Annotated in this window: 25 protein-coding genes; 17 read left to right on the forward strand and 8 right to left on the reverse strand. The window is 59.9% G+C overall.

Annotated features, from left to right (window positions below):
• The first annotated feature begins 44 nt into the window (after window positions 1–44).
• A complete protein-coding gene (locus B5V02_RS22195) occupies window positions 45–227 on the forward strand; it encodes a DUF3606 domain-containing protein (protein ID WP_111546289.1) in 183 nt (60 codons plus the stop codon).
• A 67-nt stretch (window positions 228–294) separates the two neighbouring features.
• Here B5V02_RS22195 and B5V02_RS22200 read toward each other — a convergent pair whose 3' ends face one another.
• The gene (locus tag B5V02_RS22200; protein WP_111546242.1) at window positions 295–1,119 is read right to left on the reverse strand and encodes an HNH endonuclease; all 825 of its coding nucleotides are present in this window, start codon (window positions 1,117–1,119) and stop codon (window positions 295–297) included.
• A 26-nt stretch (window positions 1,120–1,145) separates the two neighbouring features.
• On the opposite strand from B5V02_RS22200, the gene B5V02_RS22205 reads away from it, so the two are divergent.
• From B5V02_RS22205 to B5V02_RS22235, 7 genes are all read left to right on the forward strand, one after another.
• Window positions 1,146–2,144 (forward strand): hypothetical protein, encoded by a 999-nt coding sequence (locus B5V02_RS22205; protein ID WP_146606129.1) that lies wholly within the window; start codon window positions 1,146–1,148, stop codon window positions 2,142–2,144.
• A gap of 302 nt (window positions 2,145–2,446) precedes the next feature.
• A complete protein-coding gene (locus B5V02_RS22210; protein ID WP_111546290.1) occupies window positions 2,447–2,821 on the forward strand; it encodes a DNA mismatch endonuclease Vsr in 375 nt (124 codons plus the stop codon).
• A 68-nt stretch (window positions 2,822–2,889) separates the two neighbouring features.
• Entirely contained in the window at window positions 2,890–3,093 is a 204-nt protein-coding gene (locus B5V02_RS22215) for a hypothetical protein (protein WP_111546244.1), read from the forward strand.
• Window positions 3,090–4,433: a DNA cytosine methyltransferase gene (locus B5V02_RS22220; RefSeq protein ID WP_111546245.1), complete on the forward strand. Its 1,344-nt coding sequence runs from the start codon at window positions 3,090–3,092 to the stop codon at window positions 4,431–4,433. The genes B5V02_RS22215 and B5V02_RS22220 overlap by 4 nt, the downstream gene beginning before the upstream one ends.
• A 90-nt stretch (window positions 4,434–4,523) precedes the next feature.
• The gene (locus B5V02_RS22225) at window positions 4,524–6,338 is read left to right on the forward strand and encodes a DUF262 domain-containing protein (RefSeq protein ID WP_167458610.1); all 1,815 of its coding nucleotides are present in this window, start codon (window positions 4,524–4,526) and stop codon (window positions 6,336–6,338) included.
• Window positions 6,339–6,640: 302 nt separating this feature from the next.
• Complete coding sequence (locus tag B5V02_RS22230) at window positions 6,641–9,196, forward strand: Z1 domain-containing protein (protein ID WP_167458611.1); 2,556 nt, start codon at window positions 6,641–6,643, stop codon at window positions 9,194–9,196.
• A complete protein-coding gene (locus B5V02_RS22235; RefSeq protein WP_111546248.1) occupies window positions 9,193–10,254 on the forward strand; it encodes a PD-(D/E)XK motif protein in 1,062 nt (353 codons plus the stop codon). The genes B5V02_RS22230 and B5V02_RS22235 overlap by 4 nt, the downstream gene beginning before the upstream one ends.
• 67 nt (window positions 10,255–10,321) lie before the next feature.
• On the opposite strand, the gene B5V02_RS22240 is transcribed toward B5V02_RS22235, so the two are convergent.
• The 3 genes from B5V02_RS22240 to map form a co-directional block, all read right to left on the reverse strand.
• Window positions 10,322–11,563, reverse strand: a complete 1,242-nt coding sequence (locus tag B5V02_RS22240) for a site-specific integrase (RefSeq protein ID WP_111546249.1) — start codon at window positions 11,561–11,563, stop codon at window positions 10,322–10,324.
• A gap of 147 nt (window positions 11,564–11,710) precedes the next feature.
• Window positions 11,711–12,382, reverse strand: coding sequence for a JAB domain-containing protein (locus B5V02_RS22245; RefSeq protein ID WP_111546250.1), 672 nt, complete (start codon window positions 12,380–12,382; stop codon window positions 11,711–11,713).
• Window positions 12,383–12,426: 44 nt separating this feature from the next.
• A complete protein-coding gene (map, locus tag B5V02_RS22250) occupies window positions 12,427–13,254 on the reverse strand; it encodes a type I methionyl aminopeptidase (RefSeq protein WP_111546251.1) in 828 nt (275 codons plus the stop codon).
• Window positions 13,255–13,295: 41 nt separating this feature from the next.
• Between map and B5V02_RS22255 the strand changes: the two genes are divergently transcribed.
• The 8 genes from B5V02_RS22255 (at window position 13,296) to B5V02_RS22290 (ending at window position 17,750) form a co-directional block, all read left to right on the forward strand.
• Complete coding sequence (locus B5V02_RS22255) at window positions 13,296–13,508, forward strand: hypothetical protein (RefSeq protein WP_146606130.1); 213 nt, start codon at window positions 13,296–13,298, stop codon at window positions 13,506–13,508.
• A 93-nt stretch (window positions 13,509–13,601) separates the two neighbouring features.
• Window positions 13,602–14,024 carry a hypothetical protein gene (locus B5V02_RS22260; RefSeq protein WP_111546253.1) on the forward strand — a complete coding sequence of 141 codons (423 nt, stop codon included), beginning with the start codon at window positions 13,602–13,604 and terminating at the stop codon, window positions 14,022–14,024.
• A gap of 111 nt (window positions 14,025–14,135) precedes the next feature.
• A complete protein-coding gene (locus tag B5V02_RS22265; RefSeq protein ID WP_111546254.1) occupies window positions 14,136–14,372 on the forward strand; it encodes a hypothetical protein in 237 nt (78 codons plus the stop codon).
• Window positions 14,373–14,510: 138 nt separating this feature from the next.
• On the forward strand, window positions 14,511–14,807 hold the full coding sequence (locus B5V02_RS22270; protein ID WP_111546255.1) for a DUF982 domain-containing protein: 297 nt from the start codon (window positions 14,511–14,513) through the stop codon (window positions 14,805–14,807).
• Between the two features lie 168 nt (window positions 14,808–14,975).
• Window positions 14,976–15,290 (forward strand): DUF6074 family protein, encoded by a 315-nt coding sequence (locus B5V02_RS22275; protein ID WP_342633874.1) that lies wholly within the window; start codon window positions 14,976–14,978, stop codon window positions 15,288–15,290.
• A 389-nt stretch (window positions 15,291–15,679) separates the two neighbouring features.
• Window positions 15,680–16,906 carry a pilus assembly protein TadG-related protein gene (locus B5V02_RS22280; RefSeq protein WP_167458612.1) on the forward strand — a complete coding sequence of 409 codons (1,227 nt, stop codon included), beginning with the start codon at window positions 15,680–15,682 and terminating at the stop codon, window positions 16,904–16,906.
• A gap of 21 nt (window positions 16,907–16,927) precedes the next feature.
• On the forward strand, window positions 16,928–17,353 hold the full coding sequence (locus B5V02_RS22285) for a TadE/TadG family type IV pilus assembly protein (RefSeq protein ID WP_111546292.1): 426 nt from the start codon (window positions 16,928–16,930) through the stop codon (window positions 17,351–17,353).
• Window positions 17,343–17,750, forward strand: coding sequence for a TadE/TadG family type IV pilus assembly protein (locus tag B5V02_RS22290; protein ID WP_111546257.1), 408 nt, complete (start codon window positions 17,343–17,345; stop codon window positions 17,748–17,750). Before B5V02_RS22285 ends, B5V02_RS22290 begins: the two co-directional genes overlap by 11 nt.
• 549 nt (window positions 17,751–18,299) lie before the next feature.
• On the opposite strand, the gene B5V02_RS22295 is transcribed toward B5V02_RS22290, so the two are convergent.
• The 4 genes from B5V02_RS22295 to B5V02_RS22310 all read right to left on the reverse strand — a co-directional run bounded on the left by B5V02_RS22295 (window position 18,300) and on the right by B5V02_RS22310 (window position 21,134).
• Window positions 18,300–18,503 carry a hypothetical protein gene (locus B5V02_RS22295; RefSeq protein ID WP_146606131.1) on the reverse strand — a complete coding sequence of 68 codons (204 nt, stop codon included), beginning with the start codon at window positions 18,501–18,503 and terminating at the stop codon, window positions 18,300–18,302.
• A 46-nt stretch (window positions 18,504–18,549) separates the two neighbouring features.
• Window positions 18,550–18,708 (reverse strand): YjiS-like domain-containing protein, encoded by a 159-nt coding sequence (locus B5V02_RS42300; RefSeq protein ID WP_111546259.1) that lies wholly within the window; start codon window positions 18,706–18,708, stop codon window positions 18,550–18,552.
• A gap of 134 nt (window positions 18,709–18,842) precedes the next feature.
• Window positions 18,843–19,142, reverse strand: coding sequence for a nickel-binding protein (locus B5V02_RS22305; RefSeq protein ID WP_111546260.1), 300 nt, complete (start codon window positions 19,140–19,142; stop codon window positions 18,843–18,845).
• Between the two features lie 192 nt (window positions 19,143–19,334).
• Complete coding sequence (locus tag B5V02_RS22310) at window positions 19,335–21,134, reverse strand: winged helix-turn-helix domain-containing protein (protein ID WP_111546261.1); 1,800 nt, start codon at window positions 21,132–21,134, stop codon at window positions 19,335–19,337.
• A 224-nt stretch (window positions 21,135–21,358) separates the two neighbouring features.
• Between B5V02_RS22310 and gloA2 the strand changes: the two genes are divergently transcribed.
• Window positions 21,359–21,733, forward strand: coding sequence for an SMU1112c/YaeR family gloxylase I-like metalloprotein (gloA2, locus tag B5V02_RS22315; protein ID WP_111546262.1), 375 nt, complete (start codon window positions 21,359–21,361; stop codon window positions 21,731–21,733).
• Window positions 21,734–21,906 lie beyond the last annotated feature (173 nt).

Genomic DNA, 21,906 nt, shown 5'->3' on the forward strand with positions numbered 1-21,906 from the left:
CGCCGCGTTGTTGGGGACTGGAACGCAATTCTTGGAGGATGAAAATGGCATTTACTGGAACAACGAGTGGGCGCAACCAGGACCGCGCAAAAGTCGCTGGCGGGCAGGACCATGAAGTGAAGTACGAGGCGGGCAAGACCGGCGCCAGCAAGGCCGACGTCAAATCGGCCGTGAAGTCGGTTGGCAACAGTCGTAAGAAGGTCGAGGACAAGCTGGGCAAGAGGTGAGCCCTGGCTGCACGCGATGCCGGCGAAATTCGCGACACCAAAAAGCGAGGCGGCAGGGCAGGTGACATCACTCAGTTGCCTCCGGACGAGGAGGAAGAATGGTCCAGTTTTGATGTCCATGGACAGTTAGCCGATCCCTCATCTTGGCTGTCAGCCGTTGACCAGGGTCGAAGTCCGTGACGAAGTCAATTCCGAAAATGCGCATGCCAACAGCCAGGTAGGCGGTGTCGTCTCCCCGATACGGCGGCTCAAAGTAGTGATCCTGGCTGCCAAAGGCTCCTACAAGCACGGCGCTGAATTCACCTCGACCCTTTCGCACGAACTTCTTGACCGCGGCCATGTCCGGCGTGCTCGCAATTCCTGGACCGAGCCAGTAGACTGCGACTTCGAACGCGATCTTGTAAAGCGCCCTGACAAATTTCGGATCGTCCCCGAATCGCTGGGAGAACTTGATGGTCGCCAAGCCGCCCGCCGCCTCGAAGGACAGGTTTTCGAAATCCTTCGTCGCCTGAACAGGCTTAAGTGTCTTGCCGAATGCTTCGGCGGGCCCCGGACCACCGTTGATGTGCAGTTCCGGCCCGCCTTCAGTGTAGCGACCAACGATGGAACTCAAGCTGTCGAGCGATGGAGTTCTTCCACGCTTTCTCGGGACGTTTCCGAGAAAGGTCATCAACTCGAATTGGCGCAGCAGGGCTCGGTCTAGGTGCCCGAAGCCGTTGTTACACTTGCTGCAGATGTCGGTGGCAAGTACGAAACCGGGAGGGCACCCCAGCGCCTCCGGGAGGATGTGCTCGAGGGATGGTTCGAAAGCAGCGGCTCCGCACCAAATGCACGGTGCGGGATCGAAAGAGCGGCGCCGCGGACTAGCGGTCATTTCTTCGGCGACGTTCAACCAGACTCTCCAGGAGCACAGATTCGATGTCAGACTATACGCTGGTTGAGGCGCACAGTGGGCCGCGCTGGTGGGACAGAGACCGTGATCCCTTTGTCAGCGCTGCTCACTTCTACAAAGGCCCGCAAGCTAGTAGCCTTCGCTCGAAGCCTGATAAAGCCGCCAGGCCGAAGCCAGTTCGAAGCGGGCGACAGGAGGTGTCATTGACTGGCAAACGGTTGGTCATCGACAGCAGCAAGTTGCAGTCGGCCGAGTTGCGAGAGTTCCTCAGAGCACGCACGGGGAATCGGGCTGTGCTTCCGGATTTCGCCTGGTTCGAAGTCTACAAGCAGGAGACCGTGGATGCGGTCCTCGCTTTCCTCTCGGTCATCGGCGATTTCCCCGAGCAGATCATCGTCCTAAAGTCTGGAGGAGAGATCGCGAGACAGAACTCTAGCTTTCCCAGCGGGATCGCGGACATGGAGCAACAGGATGTCGCACACCTGATCCGCGACATGGTCGACATCATGAACGGACCTCGACGCGGCGATCCAACCGTCATGAAGCAATTGGGGGATCTGTGGAGCACTGCTGCTGTCAATCTCGTTGACATGCATGAGGGGGCGATCGACATCGTGACGTCGCTGCCGGAAATGTCTGAGCAGATGTTTTCGCGGCACGAGGTAAGGATCATCCGCACCAATGGGCGCTACACAGAGGAAATGTTCGCTAGCATTTTCGGTGCCGCTGAGCAGATTTGGGAGACGTTGGCGGAGGGGTATGGTGTGCAATGGCGATCGATGGTCCGTAACCACACCATGCGCGCCTACCTTTTCCGATACGCGCTCGGTATCGTGATCTATCTCCTTTGGTGGATAAGGACTGGCTGCCCGAAGCTAGAGCGCGTCGAGCGGATACGGAACGACCTCATCGACTTGAGTTTCGCGGTGTATGGGACATACTACGACGGGTTTCTCACCTCCGACCGTAAAGCCGAATGGATGTTTCTGAATCTGTCGCGGGCACTTGAGGCTGCAGGCAGGTGAGCCTCACATTGAATATGGCCGCGCAGGAATTACCGGCGGCAACAGCCTCTCACATGGTTGGAGAAATGAAGGCTGTCAGCCGCCGATGCTTGTTGAAGGGTTTAGGTAGATCGATCAACACCCGGAACCTGTGTTTGACGGCAGGCTGTCGAACTAGGCCGTGAAACCTGAACGCGGTTTGGCAGGTACGGGCGCAAGCCAACATGCACTCGCCTCGGGCCCTATGAGCGTAATGACAGGACTCTACATGCGATACAGGCCCAATGCCCTTTCCTGACGTCCTTGACCAGGTCCGACACCGCATGGCGAGCATCCGGAAGGTCGATACCAAACCCGAGTTGGTCGTGCGGAGGCGTGCCCACGCTCTCGGCTTTCGGTTTCGCCTTCACCGTCGCGACCTGCCAGGGACGCCGGACTTAGTTTTCCCTGGCCGTAAGAAGGCGATCTTCGTACATGGCTGCTTCTGGCATCAGCATGGATGTGGTCGCGGTCAGAAGCTTCCAAGCGTCCGAGCGGAATACTGGGGTCCCAAGCTTCGGCGTAACGTGGAGCGCGATGCCGCTGCCGAGGCAGCCTTACTCCTCCTTGGCTGGCAGCTTCTCGTAGTTTGGGAGTGCGAATGTCAAGACAGCACGGGGCTCAGCGAACGTCTGCGCCGTTTCTTAGTAAATACTTGAGCCCGCCGCGACTCCGCGCTAGACAGCACGCACCGAGTTGGTGCATTTTGGTGCAAACGGGGTGGTCAATGGCGCAATCGGTGAAGATGAGAAGGTTTACCGTCGCGATTGATGAGACCGACTATGCGGCGCTACGCGAACTCGGCGAACACCAGAAGCCGCCGGTAAATCTCCAGTACATGATGCGGTTAGCTGTTAGGGAACTGCTTGATCGTTGTGCCGACGCGCAGCTGCCGCTGAAGCTTCCTCCCTTTCCACGCTCGCCGCGATGAAGTTTATTGACCTATTTGCTGGGTTGGGGGGGTTTCACCAAGCCCTTAGCACCCTGGGCCATGAGGCAGTCTTCGCCTCTGAACTTGATCTCGAATTGGCATCTCTTTACGAAAAAAACTTCGGGTTGAAGCCGCATGGCGATATCCGAACCTCTTATGTCGACGTCCCAGCCCACGATATTCTGTGCGCGGGATTTCCCTGCCAGCCGTTCTCGAAGGCTGGGGATCAGAAGGGATTCGACTGCCCCCAGTGGGGTGACCTGTTCGACTACGTCATCAAAATCCTCGATCAGCACGAGCCCCGATTCTTGATGATCGAGAACGTGCCGAATCTTATGCGACACGACTCGGGCAAGACTTGGCTGCGCATCGAAGAGAGATTACGCCGAGCTGGGTACGCGATCGATTCGTCACGGCTCTCGCCACACCTCTTTGGGGTGCCGCAGGTGCGGGACCGAGCGATCATAGTTGGCGCGAGGGGTGGCCTCGAATCTTTCGCGTGGCCAAAGCCTACGCACACCGCCGAGCAACTCAGCATTCGCAGTGTCCTTGATGATAATCCCGCCGACGCGCGTCCGCTTACGAACAACTTCGTCAGCTATTTGACCGCGTGGCAACGATTCCTCGACGCTATCCCGGCTGATGAGGCTCTCCCGTCATTTCCGATCTGGGCAATGGAATTCGGTGCAACATATCCGTTCAAAATAGCGACGCCGACGAAGCAAGGTCTCGGGGACATCCGTTCCTTCAAAGGCGCGTTCGGGCAATCGCTGAAGGACCTATCGGATGACGCCGTGCTGCAAGCTTTGCCTGCTTATGCGCGCGATCCGGGCGACGCTTTTCCAGCGTGGAAGGTCGCTTTCATCGAGCAGAACCGAGCGTTCTACCGGCGCCACCAAGCCGTGCTTGAGCCTTGGCTGCCGAGCATCCGTAGCTTCGCTCCCAGTTTTCAAAAGCTAGAGTGGAACTGGAAGGGCGGCCCCCGCGACATTTGGAACACCATCGTTCAGTTCAGGGCGTCGGGAATTCGGGCGAAGCGACCACAAGCCTCGCCCTCACTAGTGGCGCTCACGACGAGTCAGGTCCCGGTGATCCCCTGGGAACGACGGTATATGACGACGCGCGAGTGCGCGCGGCTGCAAAGCATGGGCAAGCTAGAGCATCTGCCGACGACACAGACCGGAGCGTTCAAAGCACTTGGCAACGCTGTCAATGTGGACGTCATTATCGCCGTCGCGAGCGCGCTTCTGGGGGCATCGAATGGGGTCGAGCGGCGACCAGCCATGCTTCACAGCCGACCTAGATATGAGAAGGTCGCGGCCTTGGCAGGTGTGAGCTAAGCGATATGGGCCGGCATGGCGGGAGGGACGGCGCGAGCGTTTTGCGCGTCGTGACTCTTGCCGGGCATCGGTCGAGAACAGGAGGCGGGGGTGGAGAGCATCGTGATCGATCTAGACTACGACCAGGTGAGTTCCCTACTGAGCGAGCTGTCGCAACCAAGCCCGCTGCCGAAACTCGACGGGTCGCCCAAGGCTCCCCGTGCGTTCGACAGCGCAGACGTCTCTTTCGACTCTAGCGATTGGCTTGCCCGCGTACTCCAGGTCGGAATCTGGCTTAACCTGGACGGGAGCTTCGATGCGGAGGACGCGCCAGAGACGGTCGCTCTTCGACTCTTCGATGAATTGGCCCCAGGCAAGGCCGGCGACAGCTTCGCCGTCAACGACGGTCTTGTGCAACTGACCGAGCTGGGCGCGCAGCATCTGGAGGAGAGGCTCAGTCGCGCGGCCGGCAATCGCAGCCTCTTTCTGCAGTTGATTGAGGAGGAGCGCTCCGTTGCTGCGGCCACGGAGGCTTGGGTCGAAGCTTGGGATGAGCCCGTCGCGGTGGAGCCGCTCTCGATCAATGCAAGCGTCGACAAGTGGCGCATCTATGATCTCGCTGCGCGCGCCTCACAGCAGCAGCTTGAACTCAATCCGACCTACCAGCGTGATTTTGTCTGGTCCAACTCGGATTCGCAGATGCTGATCGAGTCCATCCTTCGCGGCATCCCGCTTCCGTCGATCATCCTCGCCAAGGTGTCAAACAGTCAGCGGTATCAGATCGTCGATGGCAAGCAACGTCTGACCGCGATCCTTCGGTTCATGGGCAGCCATCCCGAGGGGCTTGAGAACGCCAAGCTGATGAAGGACTACGACGTCTTCAAAACGAATTTCGCGCAGTTTGCGCGGCGCAACACGCTGAGAGCGACGGATATTCGGCAGAAGTATCTGCCGTTCAAGACCCGGAAGTACCCGGATGGTGATCCCCTGGCGAAGCTGGGTGGCCGCTATTACTGCGACATCCGGAACGAGCCCGTCAGAATCGCGGGAGAGACTATCACCGTCGCCGATCTATTTGAGCAGGCGTGCGATTACTTCATTCCGGTGCTCATCTACAAGGACACACAAGTTCGGGATATCCACCGCGTCTTCCGGCTCTACAATCAGCAAGGGATGAAGCTTAATGCGGAGGAGATACGCAACGCCGTCTTCAACCATCTCCTGATCTCGCGTGCGATGCTCTTCGTGAGCGGCGATCGGCCGGAGTCAACGATCGCGCCTGAACTCGTCAAGGCCGGTATCAATCCGTCCGACGCTCATGAGATCATCAACGCTTTGGGGTTTGGGGTAAGTCGCTTTCGCCGAACAAAGGTTTTGCTGTGGACGGTGGCCACGCTGATCCTGAAACCAGCGCAAGCGCCAGACAAGACTTTCCGCACCCCTTCGACGGCGAGCCATATAGATGAGTTCCTACGGTCAATTGATAACGGGCGCCTCGCGCAATTTAAATCGACCGCTACGCTCGAGAGACTCTCGAGCGACATCGTGGCCGCCCTGGCGCTACACCAAGTCGCCTCAGACGCCTGGCATCCAAAGTTCCGGCGCAAGGGCAAGAGTGAGATGGCTTCCCGTTGGGAGGAACTGCCGGTCGTGGCCAGCGTGCTGGCTTGCTTCGTGCTCGTGGTGATGGGCGAGGAAGGCCGACTAACTGATGGGTTGGAGGATATCCGCAAGAAAACCGCGAACATGGTGGGGCCAGCTAGCACTCAGAATAAGACCCAATGGGCCCATATCGCGAACTCATCCACCTTGGTACTTGAAGCGCTAGGGATCGATCTCGCAGCCGCCCATGTTGCGGTGACGGAGCGCTACGGCGACAGCGCGGTTGAAGCGCTCATCGAGATTCGTAAGATTCCGATCGGATGATTGTCGAGCCCGGCCCCGAACTTGGACCCACGTCGGTGGTTCCGGCTGAGGATCACGCCTCAAGCCGACCGGATAGAGATACCATGTCACCAAGCTCAGAAGCCTGGTGGCCGCGCTATCGGAGTGCATTGCTGAGCCGACAATCCGAAAATGCCGTCCGCGTTCTGGAGGACGACGCGCGATATATTGTCGATCGAGCGATGCCCGGCTCGCCGGCCGGCCCCGAGACCGCCGCGTGGCCCACAAGCCGCGTCCGCACGGGAATGGTTGTGGGCTCTGTGCAGTCCGGCAAGACTGCCAGCATGCTTGGCGTGGCAGCGATGGCATTGGATCGTGGGGTGAACCTAGTTGTTCTGTTGGCTGGCACGCGCGTCGGCCTTTGGCTGCAAACTTACGAACGACTGCTTGGCCAGCTTGATGGATCGACGCCTGACAACGCTTTTCGGAGACGCGCGGCGCGTCTCATTCTTCCTCAACCCGCCGACATTTTAAACGAGCAGCGCGCGGAGCCGTCCCGCTACCTGCAACGCCCGCTGGCGAGGCTAGCTTTGAAGGCCGGCACGCCGATCATCTGCGTGGTCCCAAAGGAGGATGACCATCTTTTGATGCTGCGCCGCTTCCTTCAGCATGTGATTGACGAGCCGTTCCTGAGCGCAAGGACGAATCCCTTCACGATGCTCCTCCTGGATGACGAAGCAGACGATGCGTCGGTTCTCGACAGCGAGAACTCTCTCAAGGTGACGCCGCGGCTGATCACGGCGCTGTGGAGCGGTGACTCGGACTTGGCCGCAACTCGGCATGAGAAGCTGCTGGCGAGCTACGTCGCATACACAGCGACACCCCAAGCCAATTACCTCCAGGCAACACACAATCCACTATCGCCTCGTGACTTCAATGCGGCGTTGAGGGTGCCTGGCGGCGTCGGTGCGCGCCATCCCCGATCCTTGACCTTTGCTGAGCCGGCCGGTGTCGCGAGCTACTATTGTGGAGGTGAGATTTTTTACGAACGTCTTCAAGTGACGCCGACGGCGGCTTTTGCCAAGCCTTCGCCCTTTCCTCAGATCCGGGACAACGAAAGTCAGGGTGAGTTTGAACAGCGATACCAGACGCTGCGTTGGGACATGCTGTCGGACGCTTTGCGTAGCTTTCTTGTGGGTGCCGCAATCCGATTGCACCAGAGCGGGCGGTCACTGGTCTCCGCGCGCGACATCGTTTTCGAGACCGCCGAGGCTGCGAGGGCCGCGTCCCCTAGTGCCCACACGATGCTGCACCACCCCTCGGCCCGCAAGGGTGATCACTTCAGTGCGGCAGTCGACATCGTTCGTTGGTCGCTCTCGTCTCCAGGCGAAGAGCAACGAACTCCGGTTCCCGGCGAGGACGTGGGAATGCCCGAGTTGCGGCTGTCGGCCGCGGGATTGGCAAAGCGCTTGGAAGCCGAAGAGGAGACCTGGCGGGCCTGGCTAGTTCAGTTTGAGAGCACCCGTATCGGGCTGGCGACGTTACCGAGCTCGCCTTACCCCCCAATCACATTGGCATCGTGGCCGGCGGTGCGTCGGATCCTTCTTGAGGAGATTTTCCCGAACGTCGCGATAAGGGTGCTGAACAGCGACCCCACGTCAGATGACCGACCTCGCTTCCAGCCTGAGCAGGTCGCTGGCGGCTACGCGACGGCTCCGGATCTCCTTTCGATCTTCGTGGCGGGCAACGTACTGTCTCGGGGGCTGACGTTGGAGGGCCTTGCCACGAGCCTATTCCTGCGGGGGGCCGCCGAGCCGGCGGCCGACACCCAGATGCAGATGCAGCGTTGGTTCGGTTACCGGGGGCCGCACCTGCCGTTCTGCCGCGTGCTCACGTTCGAGGATCAACTTCAGTTGTTCCGGAGCTATCACGTGAACGACAACGCGCTGAAGACCGAGATCATGAAGAAGATGGAAGGCGCTGCCGGCGACACGGCATCCTCCATCCTCGTGCTGCAGGGCGTGTCCTTCCTTGCGACAAGCAAGGTTGACAGCCGAAAGGTGCCTCTTTCTCCGGGGCCGAGGCCATCCATCAGATTGGTTGAAGCCGCAAATTCCGACTTGGCCAGCGCGAACATCGACGTGCTGAGCGACATTTGCAATGATGGCCGATGGGGGCCGTTAGCGGATGCCAACGGATTCGAACGTGGCATCATTCGCCATGAGCCGATCGGCCTTCTCCGATTAGCCGACATGTTAGACCGTCTCCTTTACGCACATCACGATCCCGATCCCAGCAATGAATTCAGCCAACGTTGGCTCCACTATGAGGCGTCGATCGGGTTGACGGCACCACTCTTCCGTCCGCCAGGCCGGCATCCCCAGCCTTATGCAGTCGAGCCCCAATCCTGCCCGTACTCGATAGCGGCCTACCTTAGGCTATGGGAGTCTCTCCGGGGCGACCGACATGCGCCAGGGTTCTATCCCACCGACCGACCCGACGTGCCATGGTCGTACGCCGACGCAAGTTCAGCGCCCGGTCCTCACTTCTACGTCGCGGTTCGCTTTGGAGACCAAAGGGCGCGGGATCCGAGACTCCTCAAGCACGGGATACGCACGATGACCCGGCAGCTGTCGTCAGGCAACATGTCGCTTCAGACACTGTGGGGTACGCGGGGGTATGGCGGGGCCTACATCGGCGACGAATTGGTCGACTACTATCATCACGGCACGCGACCCATTCCCTCGCTGGAGGGGGGCGCGACATGGCGACCGCGAGGCCATCCCGGCTTGGTACTGTTTCACGTCATTAGATGCGATACGGCCCCCAACGATTTAGTTGCAATCGGCCTTGGTTTGCCACATGGCGGCCCTGACCACGTCGCAGCATTACGTCCATGAGCCACACAACGTTCGAAGCACTTCGCGACGATCTTGAAGCGTTGCAGGCGCCGGCCGGCGAGGCGAGAAACCTACGTTGGCTATCGCCGCCCCTTGCGGTCGCGCGAAGCGCCACCGGCGACTACGAGCTCTTCATTCGGGGCGATGAACTTATGGCGACTTCACCGCTCGTCCGCCGGCATTTGCAGCACGGCGAGTGGCAGCCGCAGGACGGTGGCGCATCGTTCCCAGCGAGCCGGATTGTCCTTCCATCGGCCCCTCATTTTGCCTCGGTTGCGGCCTTGATCTCCGTTGAACTCCTGCGTGCTGGCTTGGGATCTGGCGTCGATCCACAAGTGGCCTTCGCCGACGTCGAGCCAATCATTGAGATGGCGATTCGGCGCGGTGCCTTGCCTGAGAACGTCATCATTGGTCTGATTGGAGAACTCATCGTGCTCCGGCAGTGCCTGCTTAGCCTTGGCGTTCAATCTCACTTGAGAGGAGCGATCCTCGAGGCTTGGCAGGGATGGCAAAGTGGCCGCGATTTCAGCTTTGGGTCGAACTCGGTCGAAGTGAAGACAACCCAATCCGAGGGTTCGATTCACGAGTTCAGCGGTCTCAAACAACTGGAAGAGGCGCGGCTCCCTGGTGGAGCACAAGAGCAACTCCACTTGCTGAGCATCGGGTTGATCCCATCGACGGCCATGGGGGAGAGCCTTCCTCATATCGTCGATCAGGTTCTAGGCATGCTTGGCGATGACGCGAACCAGGGGCCTCTGCAATCGGCATTTCTGGCGCGCGTTGAGACCTATGGCGCCTCCAATGGACTCGGCTATCGACACGCCACGATGAGCGATTGGAGCGCCTACGCGACGCGATACACGCCGACCTTTCCGCCGCGCCTCTATCGGGTGGCGGACCCGGCTATGCGACTTCTGAGACGGGAGCAGGTCGCGACGACCTTTGTCTCGCCTGATAGCTTGACTTTCAGTGTGCATTTTCCAGATCGCGTGTCAGCCTTCAACCCAGCGCCTAGTTGGCAAAGCGAACTCTCTCAGATGCTTATGGCACTGTGCTAGCCAACGCCAGAAGATCGAGCCGCCGCGAACCGTGTTTGAGATCTCGTTCCAGCATTTCGGGAAGGGTTCATGCGGCGGCCTTCATGCGTCTCTTGACGAGTATGGCGCGCACGAACTTGTCCCATTTCGCCATGGCGGTGCGCTTTTCGGGCATATAGTTCCAGCGGTCATAGCTCTTGGAGCTGACGTCCTGCAGCGTGTGATTCTGCAAGCGATCCCGGATTTCCTTGGACAGGCCGGCCTTTCCGGCAAGCGTTTTCCATGTCCGCCGTAGATCGCGGTTTGTCACAAGCGGGATGACCTCACGGTCTCGCTGGCGCCACATGAACGAATAGAGGGTGCCGTGGCTCACCGCCTTGGACGGGTCGGTTGCGGAAGGAAAGAACCAGCCATGGACATTGGGTTTGATTGACTCGATCAACTCGGCGGCGATCGTGGGCACGGGGATCGCGTGAGGCTTTCCGTTCTTCGTTTTCGACCAATCGATGATGCGTTCCTTCGCGTCCCACTGGTCAACGTGCAACCGTGCAATCTCTTCTACACGCTGCCCGGTTAGCATGAGAATTCTGACCGCGCGGGTGTATGGCGGATGCACCGGGGTATCGGGGCATTCGAGCCAGCGATAGAGCCGGAGGAATTCATCCTCGTCCAGCCAGCGCGTTCCGACCTTCTTTGGTTCCGTCGGTATGCCCGCGGCGGGGTTGTAGACGAGGCGAAAGCGACGGGCTGAGGCCGAGCGGTAGTCGTGCTCGGATTTCAGGCCCCAGCTATAAGCTGATCGAATGTAGCTTCGCACATGGTCTGCCATCGAGCGCTTACCGCGCTCATAGATAGGGCGGATGAGCGCAGTGATTTCATCCGGTTCAATATCACGGGCAGGACGGTTACGTCCGAGCGTGTCAGCGATCTTGTTGAGACCCTTTTCCGCCTCCTTCCAGGACGGCTTCCCTGCCTCTTTGAGATGAGCGACATACGCTTCGAAGAGATCGGCGACGGTGCCTGGGCGGGTGTCGCCGGCGATCTTGATGCTGCGGCCTCTCTGGATCATCCCCGCGAGGTCGCGGTTGAACACCTCTCGTGCCTTGCTGAGAGGCATCGAGGGATATGATCCGAGCTTCTTCTTTATGCGCTTCCGATCGCGCCATTGCTGGGCCATCCAGTCGGCGGTCACGCGGGTAGGCATAGGCTTCATGACGAGGACGAGGCGTCCAGTTCCGTGCCCTTCGCCATCAACGAGGCTGAGCTGTTTTCCAGTTTGCTCCACCTCTTTCAGGGCGCGGCGTATTTCTCCATCGGTAAGGCTTGGCACTGGGCTCTCCCATGGGCTTCCAAGTGGGGTCGCCAGACGGGTAGCAGGGGCCGGCGACTGGGGTCAAAAGGGCTTTCGATCCCCCTTAAACCGACCCCAATATGCCATAATATCCGGTAATACGACAAGTCGAAAAATATAGATGATTCAATGGGTAGTAGCGTGATCCAGCGTGATCGAACGAGGTTGAGTGGGATGGTTGTGCACCAGAATGATCGCGGTCGCCGAGAGGTCGAGCGCGCGCTTGATCACCTCGCGCGGGTAGACAGGCGTGTGGTCGACGGTGCCGACCTGTTGCACCTCGTCGGCAATCAGCGCGTTCTTCTTGTCGAGGAACAGGATGCGGAACTGCTCGCGCTCCTCGAACGCCATTGCCGAGCGGCAGTAGTCGAGAAGCTGCGTCCATGAGGAAAGGATTTCGCGGCCACGGACCTCGCCGCGCGCCATGCGCTGTGCAGTCGCCGCGACGACCTTCAGATCGAGCGCCACCGCCGGGCCGATGCCCTTGACCTCCTGCAGCAGGCCAACCGGGGCGCCAAGCACTTCAGCCAGCGTGCCGAAGCGCGCCAGCAATGCCTTGGCGACCGGTTTGGTGTCAGCGCGGGGGATCAGGCGAAAGAGCAGAAGTTCCAGAAGCTCGTAGTCGGGCAGGGCGTCCGGACCTGCCGAGGCAAAGCGTTCGCGCAAACGGTCGCGATGGCCGAGATAATGCGGCTTTTCCTCGCTCGGTTTTTCCTTGCTCGACTTGGCCTTCGCGGGAGGCCGGATCGGCACTTCGGAGAAGAAACCTCGCTCGTCGTCATCACTTCCTGTCCCCACAAGCCGCTCCGCATTTCCTGGCCGGAAGAACCGACGCAACAAGTTTAGGCCGGCAGGCCGGGGCGGTCGAGCTTGTTGGGCGACAGCGTGAAAATCTCGCAGCCGGTGTCGGTCACGGCGATCGTGTGCTCGTACTGTGCCGACAGCGAGCGGTCGCGGGTCACCGCGGTCCAGCCATCCGACAGGACTTTTACATGCGGCCGGCCGAGATTGATCATCGGCTCGACGGTGAAGATCATGCCGGGCCGCATCTCGACGCCCTCATTGGCGCTGCCATAGTGCAGGATGTTCGGCGCGTCATGGAAAAGCTGGCCGACGCCGTGGCCGCAGAAGTCGCGCACCACCGAGCAGCGCTCAGCCTCGGCATAGGTCTGGATGGCGGCACCGATGGCGCCGGTGCGGGCGCCGGGCCTGATCGCCGCAATGCCGCGCATCAGGCATTCATGGGTGACTTCGAGCAAGCGCTCGGCGGCGCGCTTGATCGTGCCGACCGGGTACATGCGCGAGGAATCGCCGTGCCAGCCGTCGAGGATGTAGGTGACGTCGATGTTGACGATGTCGCCGTCCTTGAGCGGTTTGTTGTCGGGGATGCCATGGCACACGACATGGTTGATCGAGGTGCAGGACGATTTGGTGTAGCCGCGATAGTTCAGCGTCGCCGGCAGCGCGCCGTGGTCCATGCCGAATTCGAAGACGAAGCGGTCGATGGTTTCGGTGGTGACGCCGGGCTCGACCATCGGCACCAGTTCGTCGAGGCAGCGCGCGGTGAGATCGCAGGCCTTGCGCATCCCGACAAAGCCTTCTTCGCCATAGAGGCGGATCTGGCCGGTGTTTCTGAGTGGTGCCGTGGCGGCGTCGAGGTAGGTGACCATTTTGTCCGTATAGCTAGGTAGGACCCTGCAAGAGGGCCGACGTGAAAATCTCCCCAGATTTGGCACTTGAGGGCAAAAGGTTCAAGGAAGAACTGCTCGATGCAGCCGTGCATCTCGGGATATTCGCCTTAAGGCGTATTGATATTCAGGTGATGCTGGCCGGCAAACGCTGGTTTTCTGCGCTTTCGGTGCTCACGTACTTTAAGTACGCTCCGCTCCGGTTCTCGAAAACCAGCGTTTTCAACTCGGCCTGACCTGAATCTCAACACACCTTGGTATGGGGCGAGGTCTTGCCGGCTTTTGCCCGGCTTGCTTTCCTTTCTGGCCATCGTGCGTTAGGGCGAGTGATGTTTTCGAGACCGCTTCCCTTCACGGCGGCCAAGCGCACCAGATTGCTTGAAGCGCCGCTGACGACAGCCTGCTCATGCCTGATGGGCATGGTGCTGCTGGCGATGCTGTGCCTCGGCCGCCCGGACGTGCCAGCCTTCGCGGACGCTGCATCGGGCGGCGCCAGCATCGGCCTGGAACGGTCTGGAGAGGTGGCGGCGCTGTTGCGTGTCACCGGCAAGGCGCAGGCGCTGGAGGTTCGTGCCGCGCGGCCGGCCCTGGTCAAGTTCGCCAGCGGCCATGCCGCTTTGCCGGTTCTCGACGCTGTTTTTCTTTGGCTTGAACGGTCTTCGCCGAAAGCGGTTATTTCGGGATTCGGAGCGCCCTCGGGTCCCAGGGCAAATGCCCATCAGCCGCGCGGGCCGCCGACCATCGCGGCCTGAGCGGTCGAGGACCGCAGCTTCACACCATACCTATCCCTGTTCGCGTCGTGATCGTGCGGCGGCTGTCGGCCGCGCACCGATCGTGCGGCGCGTCGTTTCCGGACTATTTCAATGCAACGCATCAAGACATTCAAAACCCTGTCGCGCGCCGCCTCGGCGGCCGCGTTCCTTTCCGTCCAGGCGCTCATCTGCATCGGAACCGTTTATTGGGCGCTTGCCGAGACGCTCGGCCTGTCGGCAATGGCGGCACTTGTTCTCGGGGGCATCTTCGCCGTGCCGACGATATTTGTGCTGATCACTGCCACCCGCATGGCTTTCGACGCGGAGACAGATCCGGCGAACCAGTAAGCTTGGCGGCTTCCGGGCGGTCGCGGTCACGCAGTGGTCGCGACCGCAGTGACGACACATTTCTGGGCCAAAAGCGGTCAAACCAACTTTTGACGACGAACCGCGCTGCATCGGTGACGCCAGTTCGGGAGATAGGAAATGGACAGACTGCAATTCGAGGTGCCGGTGCGGATCGCACCCGCGCCCGGCCTGCCAGTCGAGGAGATTTACAGCGTCGAACAGGCGCTCGATATTCTTCAGGACTGGCCTGTGCGCCGTCAGGGCCCGATCTATCAGAAGGCGTTCAACGCCTGCTTTGGTGCCACGGTGGACGTGGTCAAGACCGAAGACGCCTGCCGCGCGTTCATGGCGTTTTGTCGTACGAGCGGACTGATGGCCAGGGACATGATGACGCCGCGCAAGCGTGGCGGCGAGGCGAGAACGTTGCAGGCTTGAAGCCGTCCACCGTTTCGCTTGTCCCGATTGAACATCAACGATCGTGTTTGAACGCACACGGCGATGCCGTGGGGGGATCATTGCGTTCCTTTCGTCCCCGACGACTGCACCAGGACGCGTCAATGCCAACGCCGTTAAGCTTCCGTTTCCACCTTGGCGGCTACGCCATTGCTTGTTCAGCAATGGTTGATTCGTTGCGTCAGTTCATGGTTCGGAAAGATGTCCCCAGAAAAAGTCCGTGCGTTCCCGATCGACCGTCAGGTATTTTTGGTGAGAGAGGTTGCCGCCAAGCTCGGCAATCTGCATGGCGAGCCGGCCACCTCGTTCTGGAGAGCCAAGGCGTCGGAGTTGCTCGATCTCGTGGTCGGATCCGGCAGAGACAAAATAGCAGCCGGCGATGAAGTGCGCAGGTTCTTCCTTGCCGTACAGAGAGAGATGTCGGGCGGCACGGCCGCGGAGTCGACACCAATTCTTTCCGCTTGAAGCAAAAACTGCTCTACAAGGTTACGCTATTTCTAATTGCGCGTAGATGCTCGCCGTTGCGGTGACCATGCGACGACGCCAATAACTCCGCCAGACGGACCTTGGTCTCAGTTTGCCGGCGCATAAGTCCTGTCGCGAACGCGGGCCGTCCGATTCTGCACCATAGCGGGTCACTTGTCGCTCGTCTCCGTCGTTGCGCTGTTAGCGAATGGTAAACTATCCCGGCAATCGCTCGCGCGGGACGCAAGCTTTTTGTTCGTCCTAGCTGCCTTGCATACGCTTCGATCAGCCAACGAACCCTTTCTTTTGCAAACCAATAGCTTACAGATCAAAAATGAACTGAACTTTTTAGTCATTCGTTCATACATGCGTGCTTTCTAATCCATCTCATGACCTTCAGTTGCTTTACCCGAATTTGGCTTATAGCGAACGGCATATGCCGGGGCACGAACGCAAACGTTGCCACCATCTTCGCCCTGACCTTGCCGATCGTTATCGGCGCCGCAGGCTTCGGGGTGGAGACCTCCTACTGGTACTACAACAGCCTGAAACTACAGGCGACGGCCGATGCCGCGGCCTTTGCCGGCGCGCTCGAACAGATATCAGGTTCCGACAAGCCGGCGATCATCGCGGCCGCGACCCAGTCGGCCGCGACAAACGGGCTGGGCTCCGGCACGATCGTCGTCAATACGCCACCAGCGTCTGGACCGAATACGGCGAAGAAGGCGGTCGAGGTCATCGTTGGCCAGAACCTCGACCGGATGTTCACCGCGATCTTCACGCAGGCCCAGGTTCCCGAACATGCGAGGGCGGTAGCCCTCATCACCGATGCCTCGAAGGCCTGCATGCGCGCGCTCGATCCGACCGCCTCGCAGGCTGTGCTATTTTCCGGCAATACCACCGTGAAGGTCATCGGCTGCTCGGTGATGGCCAATTCGATCGCCCCAGACGCCATCAAGCTTCAGGGCTCGGCGGGGCTCCAGGTCGATTGCCTGATATCGGCAGGCGGCGTCTCTCTCAGCAATCCCGTCACGACCGTCTGCGCGGCCCCGATCACCCAGGCGCTGCCTGCCGCCGATCCATTTGCCGACCTGCCGGCCCCGGCGGCCTCGAACCCTTGCCAGAACGACAACAAGGCGACGCTGAGCCCAGGCACCTATTGCAGCGGCATGACGCTGAAGGGCAATGTCACCCTCTCGCCCGGCGTCTATGTCGTTCAGGGCGATTTCAAGATAAACGCCAATGCGGCCATCATCGGCAGCGGTGTGACCATCTTCATGTCGGGCAGTTCGACCGTCAGCATGAATGGCAACGCCTCCGTGAAGCTCAGCGCGCCGACCTCGGGCACCTATTCCGGTGTGCTGTTCTACGGCGACAGGACCGGCAACAGCGCATCCAGCACATTCAATGGCACAGCGGATTCGCTGCTAACCGGGGCCATCTACTTCTCCAAACAGCAAGTGAATTATCTAGGCAATTTCTCGGGCAACAGCGGCTGCACCCAGGTCGTCGCCAATACGATTCAATGGTCCGGCAGCACAACCGTCAACCAGGATTGCACGAGCCTCGGAATGCGCGACATTCCGGCGGCGCAGTCCGTGGCGCTGGTCGAGTAACCTGCCATGGAGCGCCGATCGATGCCGATGCTGCGCGATGATGCGGGGGTTGCCGCGGTCGAGTTCGCGATGGTCCTGCCCTTCCTGTGCCTGGCGCTGCTCGGCATCGTGGACGGCTGGTCTTATATGACGAGCTCGCTGTCGATGCGCGCCGGCGTGAAGACTGCCGCGAATCTGATCATGGCAGGATCGACCGATGATACGGCGACCCAGGCCGTTGCCATTTCGAGCTGGGAGAACCGGCCGGCGGATGGCCAGGTCACGCTAAGCCGGGTTTACATGTGCGGGACGACCGTGGTCGACGCTTCCACCTTGTGCAGTGGACCGAAGGTGCCATCGGTCTATGTTCAGATCCAGGCATCGGCCACCTGGGTGCCGCCTTTCACCTTCGGCGCATTTTCCGCCCCCAGTGTCATTGGCCACCTGGAGATGATCCGTGTCCGCTAGGGCAAGCGCGTTCAGGCGGGATCGATCGGGCGGGGCCGGGTTGGAATTCGCCCTGATCGCGCCCTTCGTCATCATGCTGCTGTTCGGGATCTTCGCCTTCGGCTGGTCGATGAACTCCGTGTCCAGCGTTCGCTATGTGTTGGAGACATCATCACGCTCGCTGCAGCTTCGGAACACGCTGACCCAGGCCGACATCCAATCCATCGCCACACAGAAATTGCAGGCCTTGGGTATGAGGGATGTGAACGTCACGATCGCCATCGATCCGGCGAGCGGTGGCTTCCGCATGGCGCATCTGACCGCCACCTATGCCTTCGTCATCGACTTCCCTTACTTCAGCGCCTTCCCGATCAACTACGCGACCACCGTTACCGTGCCGCTGCTGGTCGGCAGTTAGGCGCATGGTCCGTCTGGAGGTCGCAGAGCCCGCAACGCGGACACCGCTCGGCTGGCGCTGGTAACCTCCTGCACGCGCCCCCTGCGCGAGTAAGAACGCACAGGCAAGTGCCATCGTAGGCTGCCTCGGGCACCAGCCCCGCCGGGGTTAGTCGGCAGCGGGGGGTGGCTTTGTGGGGCCCCTATCAGGGGAGTCCAGCCGTTCACGTTCAGGACCCTGATAGCCGCTCTCGCTCCCCAAAAGCCCAAATCGCTCCGAAAGACGGAGTTCGACCCAACGGTGACCTTCTTCATTGTCCGCGTTGCGAATGGCGGCGATGCGCCTGATAGCGGCCGCCGAGTATCACTTAACCCTTGCCTGAAAGCAGACATCAGCTCGACAGGGTCCGCACCGCACCGCAACTCAATGCCGATGACGGCACCGAGCAGCGCGCCGGCGGTGGCGACGATCACGGTGCTTTTCGTGGTTTCGTGGCAAACCGCCTCTAGCAACTTGGAGCAGGCTGCAGCTGCATTTGACCCAACATTCAGCATGTCGGCGAGCCTTGCTTCAGTTATAGCGAGACTTCAAAATGCGGCCAATCTGGACTAGGTTCAGTAGCACAAAGAAGACATTCCAGCCGACGACGTTCATGAGCGGCGTCGGCTGGCTGTAAAAATACACGGCGAGGCAGATTGCGGCCGTTGTGGTGAGGATCCTCAACCGCAAAATATCCAAGGTGAAGTAGGCGACCACATACATGATATTCGCCATGTTTATAAGAATTTCCATGTCTTTAGTTCCATTTGATGGCGAGCACTCAGATGCGATCGTCCTTGAGATGCTCTCGAACGGCGTAGGAGATCGCAGCGCGGCGAATGCCTATGTCCTTCAGAATATGATCAGGTAGTTCGTGCAAAGCCCTTTCGGCTCTGCGCGCCCTCAGTCCGATCGAAACGCGCTTTAGGTATTGAAACATCGTTTTCTCCACTGGTCAGGAATCGCAGCGCCAAGGAATGCGGGCAGGGCCGCTCCAAGCGCCGTTCTGTTCATTGCTTACTGGTTGGATGACGCTGCCTCACGTTGACCACGCGAGGCAGCGACTGGAGGTCGTCAGGCGGCCGCTGTCGAAATCGGATCATTCCGAAGGATGACTGTGTCGGCAACCGGGTAGAATTCCTCCCCGGGCATGCCAACGCGCTTGGCGTGATCCCGGATGGCCTCACCGTCTTTGGCCTCGTAGATGCAGAAGGTGCCGATGCGCCCATCGGGTTCATGCACAGCGTAACTGCGGATCCAGCTGACCGTGCCCGACATCTGTTCCTTGGCGACCTTTGCCGATTTCGCGCCGGCGGCTTCGAGTTCCTGCAGAGATGCCCATGCGCTCGGGCGACGGATGACAAAGAGGTTCATGATTTTTCCCTTTCACTTCGCGCCGACCCTTCGCCAGCGCTGCTGATTGCCATGCGGTGTCTGCATGGCTGGGAAAAAATACGTCTTGGGGGACTGATCGTCCTTATCCAGAGCTGATCTCTTGCTGATCTTTCCCGTCGCCGGCTGACAAACGTGATCAGCAGATCATCCGAGCAAGCAGGAGGGCAAGGGTCAAGCAGTCAGCGCTTGCATAGAACCGTCGACAGGCGACTGGCTATCTTGCGAAAGGTTATGGCGAAGCATTGCAGCTTCCTCCTCCAATCGCTGCGATCCCAGGTAACGAGCCGATCTCTCTGCCGCAGTGATCTCCACCTTCGCCCCGCTATTGTCGCCCGAGTTCAGCAATGCCTTCGCTAGCTGTAGCCGAACCCTCGCCGCATGATAATCAACGCCTGCGCTGGTCCAGAGTTGCCGGGCCAGTAGCAGAAGCCGATTTCCGTTCGGGTCGCCTGGCTCGCAAAGCGCAGCCTTGGTTTCGGTTATCAAAGCCTGCGTAGCCGGCTGTCGCCAGCGTTCTGGCTGTGCATCTATTTCAGCGAGATAGATTGATGCTTGGGCTGAGCGCCCACCGCGCGCTGCTATGCAGGCCGCGTTCACCAGCAGGTTTCCGCGTCGCTGAAGATGGAACCACGACATCCCCTGTAAAGCCCGATCAAGTGCAGCCAGCGCACCGTCCAGATCGCCGGTTTCGAACAACAGCAGGGCATTGCCCGGTTCCGCATCCCAGCCGAGCGCATAGGCCTGATCGTAGTCGGCGCGCGCCGCTGCGAGATCGCCGATCATGGCGAAGATATCACCACGGACGCGAAAGCCTTCGCCAAGCGACCAGGATTCCTCCGCAGAGAGTTTGGGAAGCGCCTCGTTTATGCAGGTGAGAGCCTCAGGCAATATCTGCTGCGCTGCGACGACTTCCGCACGATGAAGGTCACAGGCTCCTGATGTTTGCGCAAAACTTGCGGTGCACCAGCTTTCAAAGCCTTCGCTCCACTGGCGAGCACGCGGCCAGTCGGCAAAAGTCCTGCAACTCCAGAGGATATTGCAGTAAACCAGGCTACCGGTGATGGGGTCGACTTGACTCGACAACGCGATCGCCGCCGCATGGTTTTGCTGCTCGCTGCCCTCATCGATCTTGCCGAGGGCCAGATTGAAAAATCCCTTGTACGTCAGGGTCAGCGCTCGCAGGCCAGGATCTTCGCAATTTTCAGCTATCGCGTGAGCGGCTGACGCCAGTTGAAGCGCTTCCTCCGGGCGACCGCCCGAGGATGCAAGGCGCGATCTCATCCAGAGCAGATATGATTGCGTACTATCGTCTGGCGACTGAGACAGAAGCGAAGCAGCACGTTCCAGCCATCCCTCCGCAACGGCACCCGATCCGCGTTCGGCCTGGATCTTGGCGAGCGTGACAGCAGATCTCGCGGCGCGCGCGAAATCACCGGCCTCGATATGAGCCGCAACAGCGCGAGCCAGCACAGGGATCGCCTCGGTTGGCCGCCCGCCACATTCGACGACCAGAGCCCAAAGGTCGATGTCCGCCGAAGAGAGAGCTTCAATATCTGCAAGATTGGCGAAGAGTTTTGCAGCCGCGCTCCAATCGCGTGCTGCTGCCAGCCTGCGAGCCTCAGCAAGATCGTCGGCCCCTTGGAACGAGGCAGGCTGCACATATCCCAGCCCCGGCTCATCGATGGCGAAGCGATAACCGTGGCGAACGTAGCTGTGTATCGCGTCCTGCAACCCGCCCGCTGCAAGCGCCTTGCGGGTGAGGCTGACCACGCGCTGAAGCGAAGCTTCAGTCACAATGACACCCGGCCAAAGAGCGTCCATCAGTTCGTCTTTGGGGACGACTCTGCCCGCGTTGCGGACCAGGTACACCAGCAAGTCAAAAACAAGCGGCTGGATTTTCTGCCCAACGCCTGTCAGCGACAGTTTGCGAGCAGCTTCATCAAGTTCGAATTGTCCAAATGAGTGGTGCATCGCCCCCTTCCGGTGCAACAATCTACCCTATCAAGCTAAAACATGGGAGAGGCTCAAGACGTGTGTGGCTCGGTTGCGCTCTGGCGGCAACATCATGTCGCCGATTAGGCGCAGATGAAAATCCGTATGGACGAGGCGACCCTCGCGAATGGCGACATCAACAAAGTGCCGCGTACCCGATGGTGACCTTGGCCTCAAATCCCAGCTTGGCTAGAGTTCGTAGCATGCTGAACGCCATTCACCACGTCGCGCTCATCTGCACCGACTACGACCGGTCGCGACGGTTCTACGTCGAACTCGATCTGATCCGGGAGGTCTATCGGGAGGAGCGGCAGTCATGGAAGGCCGATCTGCGGATCGGGTCCGCCCAGCTGGAATTGTTCTCCTTCTCTGCACCAGTGATGCGGCCGTCCCATCCAGAGGCGACAGGCCTGAGACATCTGGCATTTGCCGTGGCGAATCTTGATCCCGTAATTATGCGCCTGGAAGCCGCCGGCGTTGCCGTTGAGCCAGTCCGGATCGACCCATATACAAACCAACGGTTTACCTTTTTCAGCGACCCAGATGGATTGCCGCTGGAACTCTACGAAGCTCCATAAGGAACGGTTCGCTCTCGCGACCACGTCATCGGAGGTGGGAACGGCAGTCGGCAGATATAATCCGCTAACTCGGGTGCGTCACCGGGCTCTTTGCCACGGGCTAGGAGGCCCACCGCTTTGCGCCGCAACTTGGACGTAGAGTCCAATTTGCGGTTGCCCGAAAGCAGACATCT

Origin of the sequence: Mesorhizobium kowhaii (assembly GCF_003253745.1) — a bacterium.
Taxonomy (GTDB): Bacteria; Pseudomonadota; Alphaproteobacteria; order Rhizobiales; family Rhizobiaceae; genus Mesorhizobium; species Mesorhizobium kowhaii.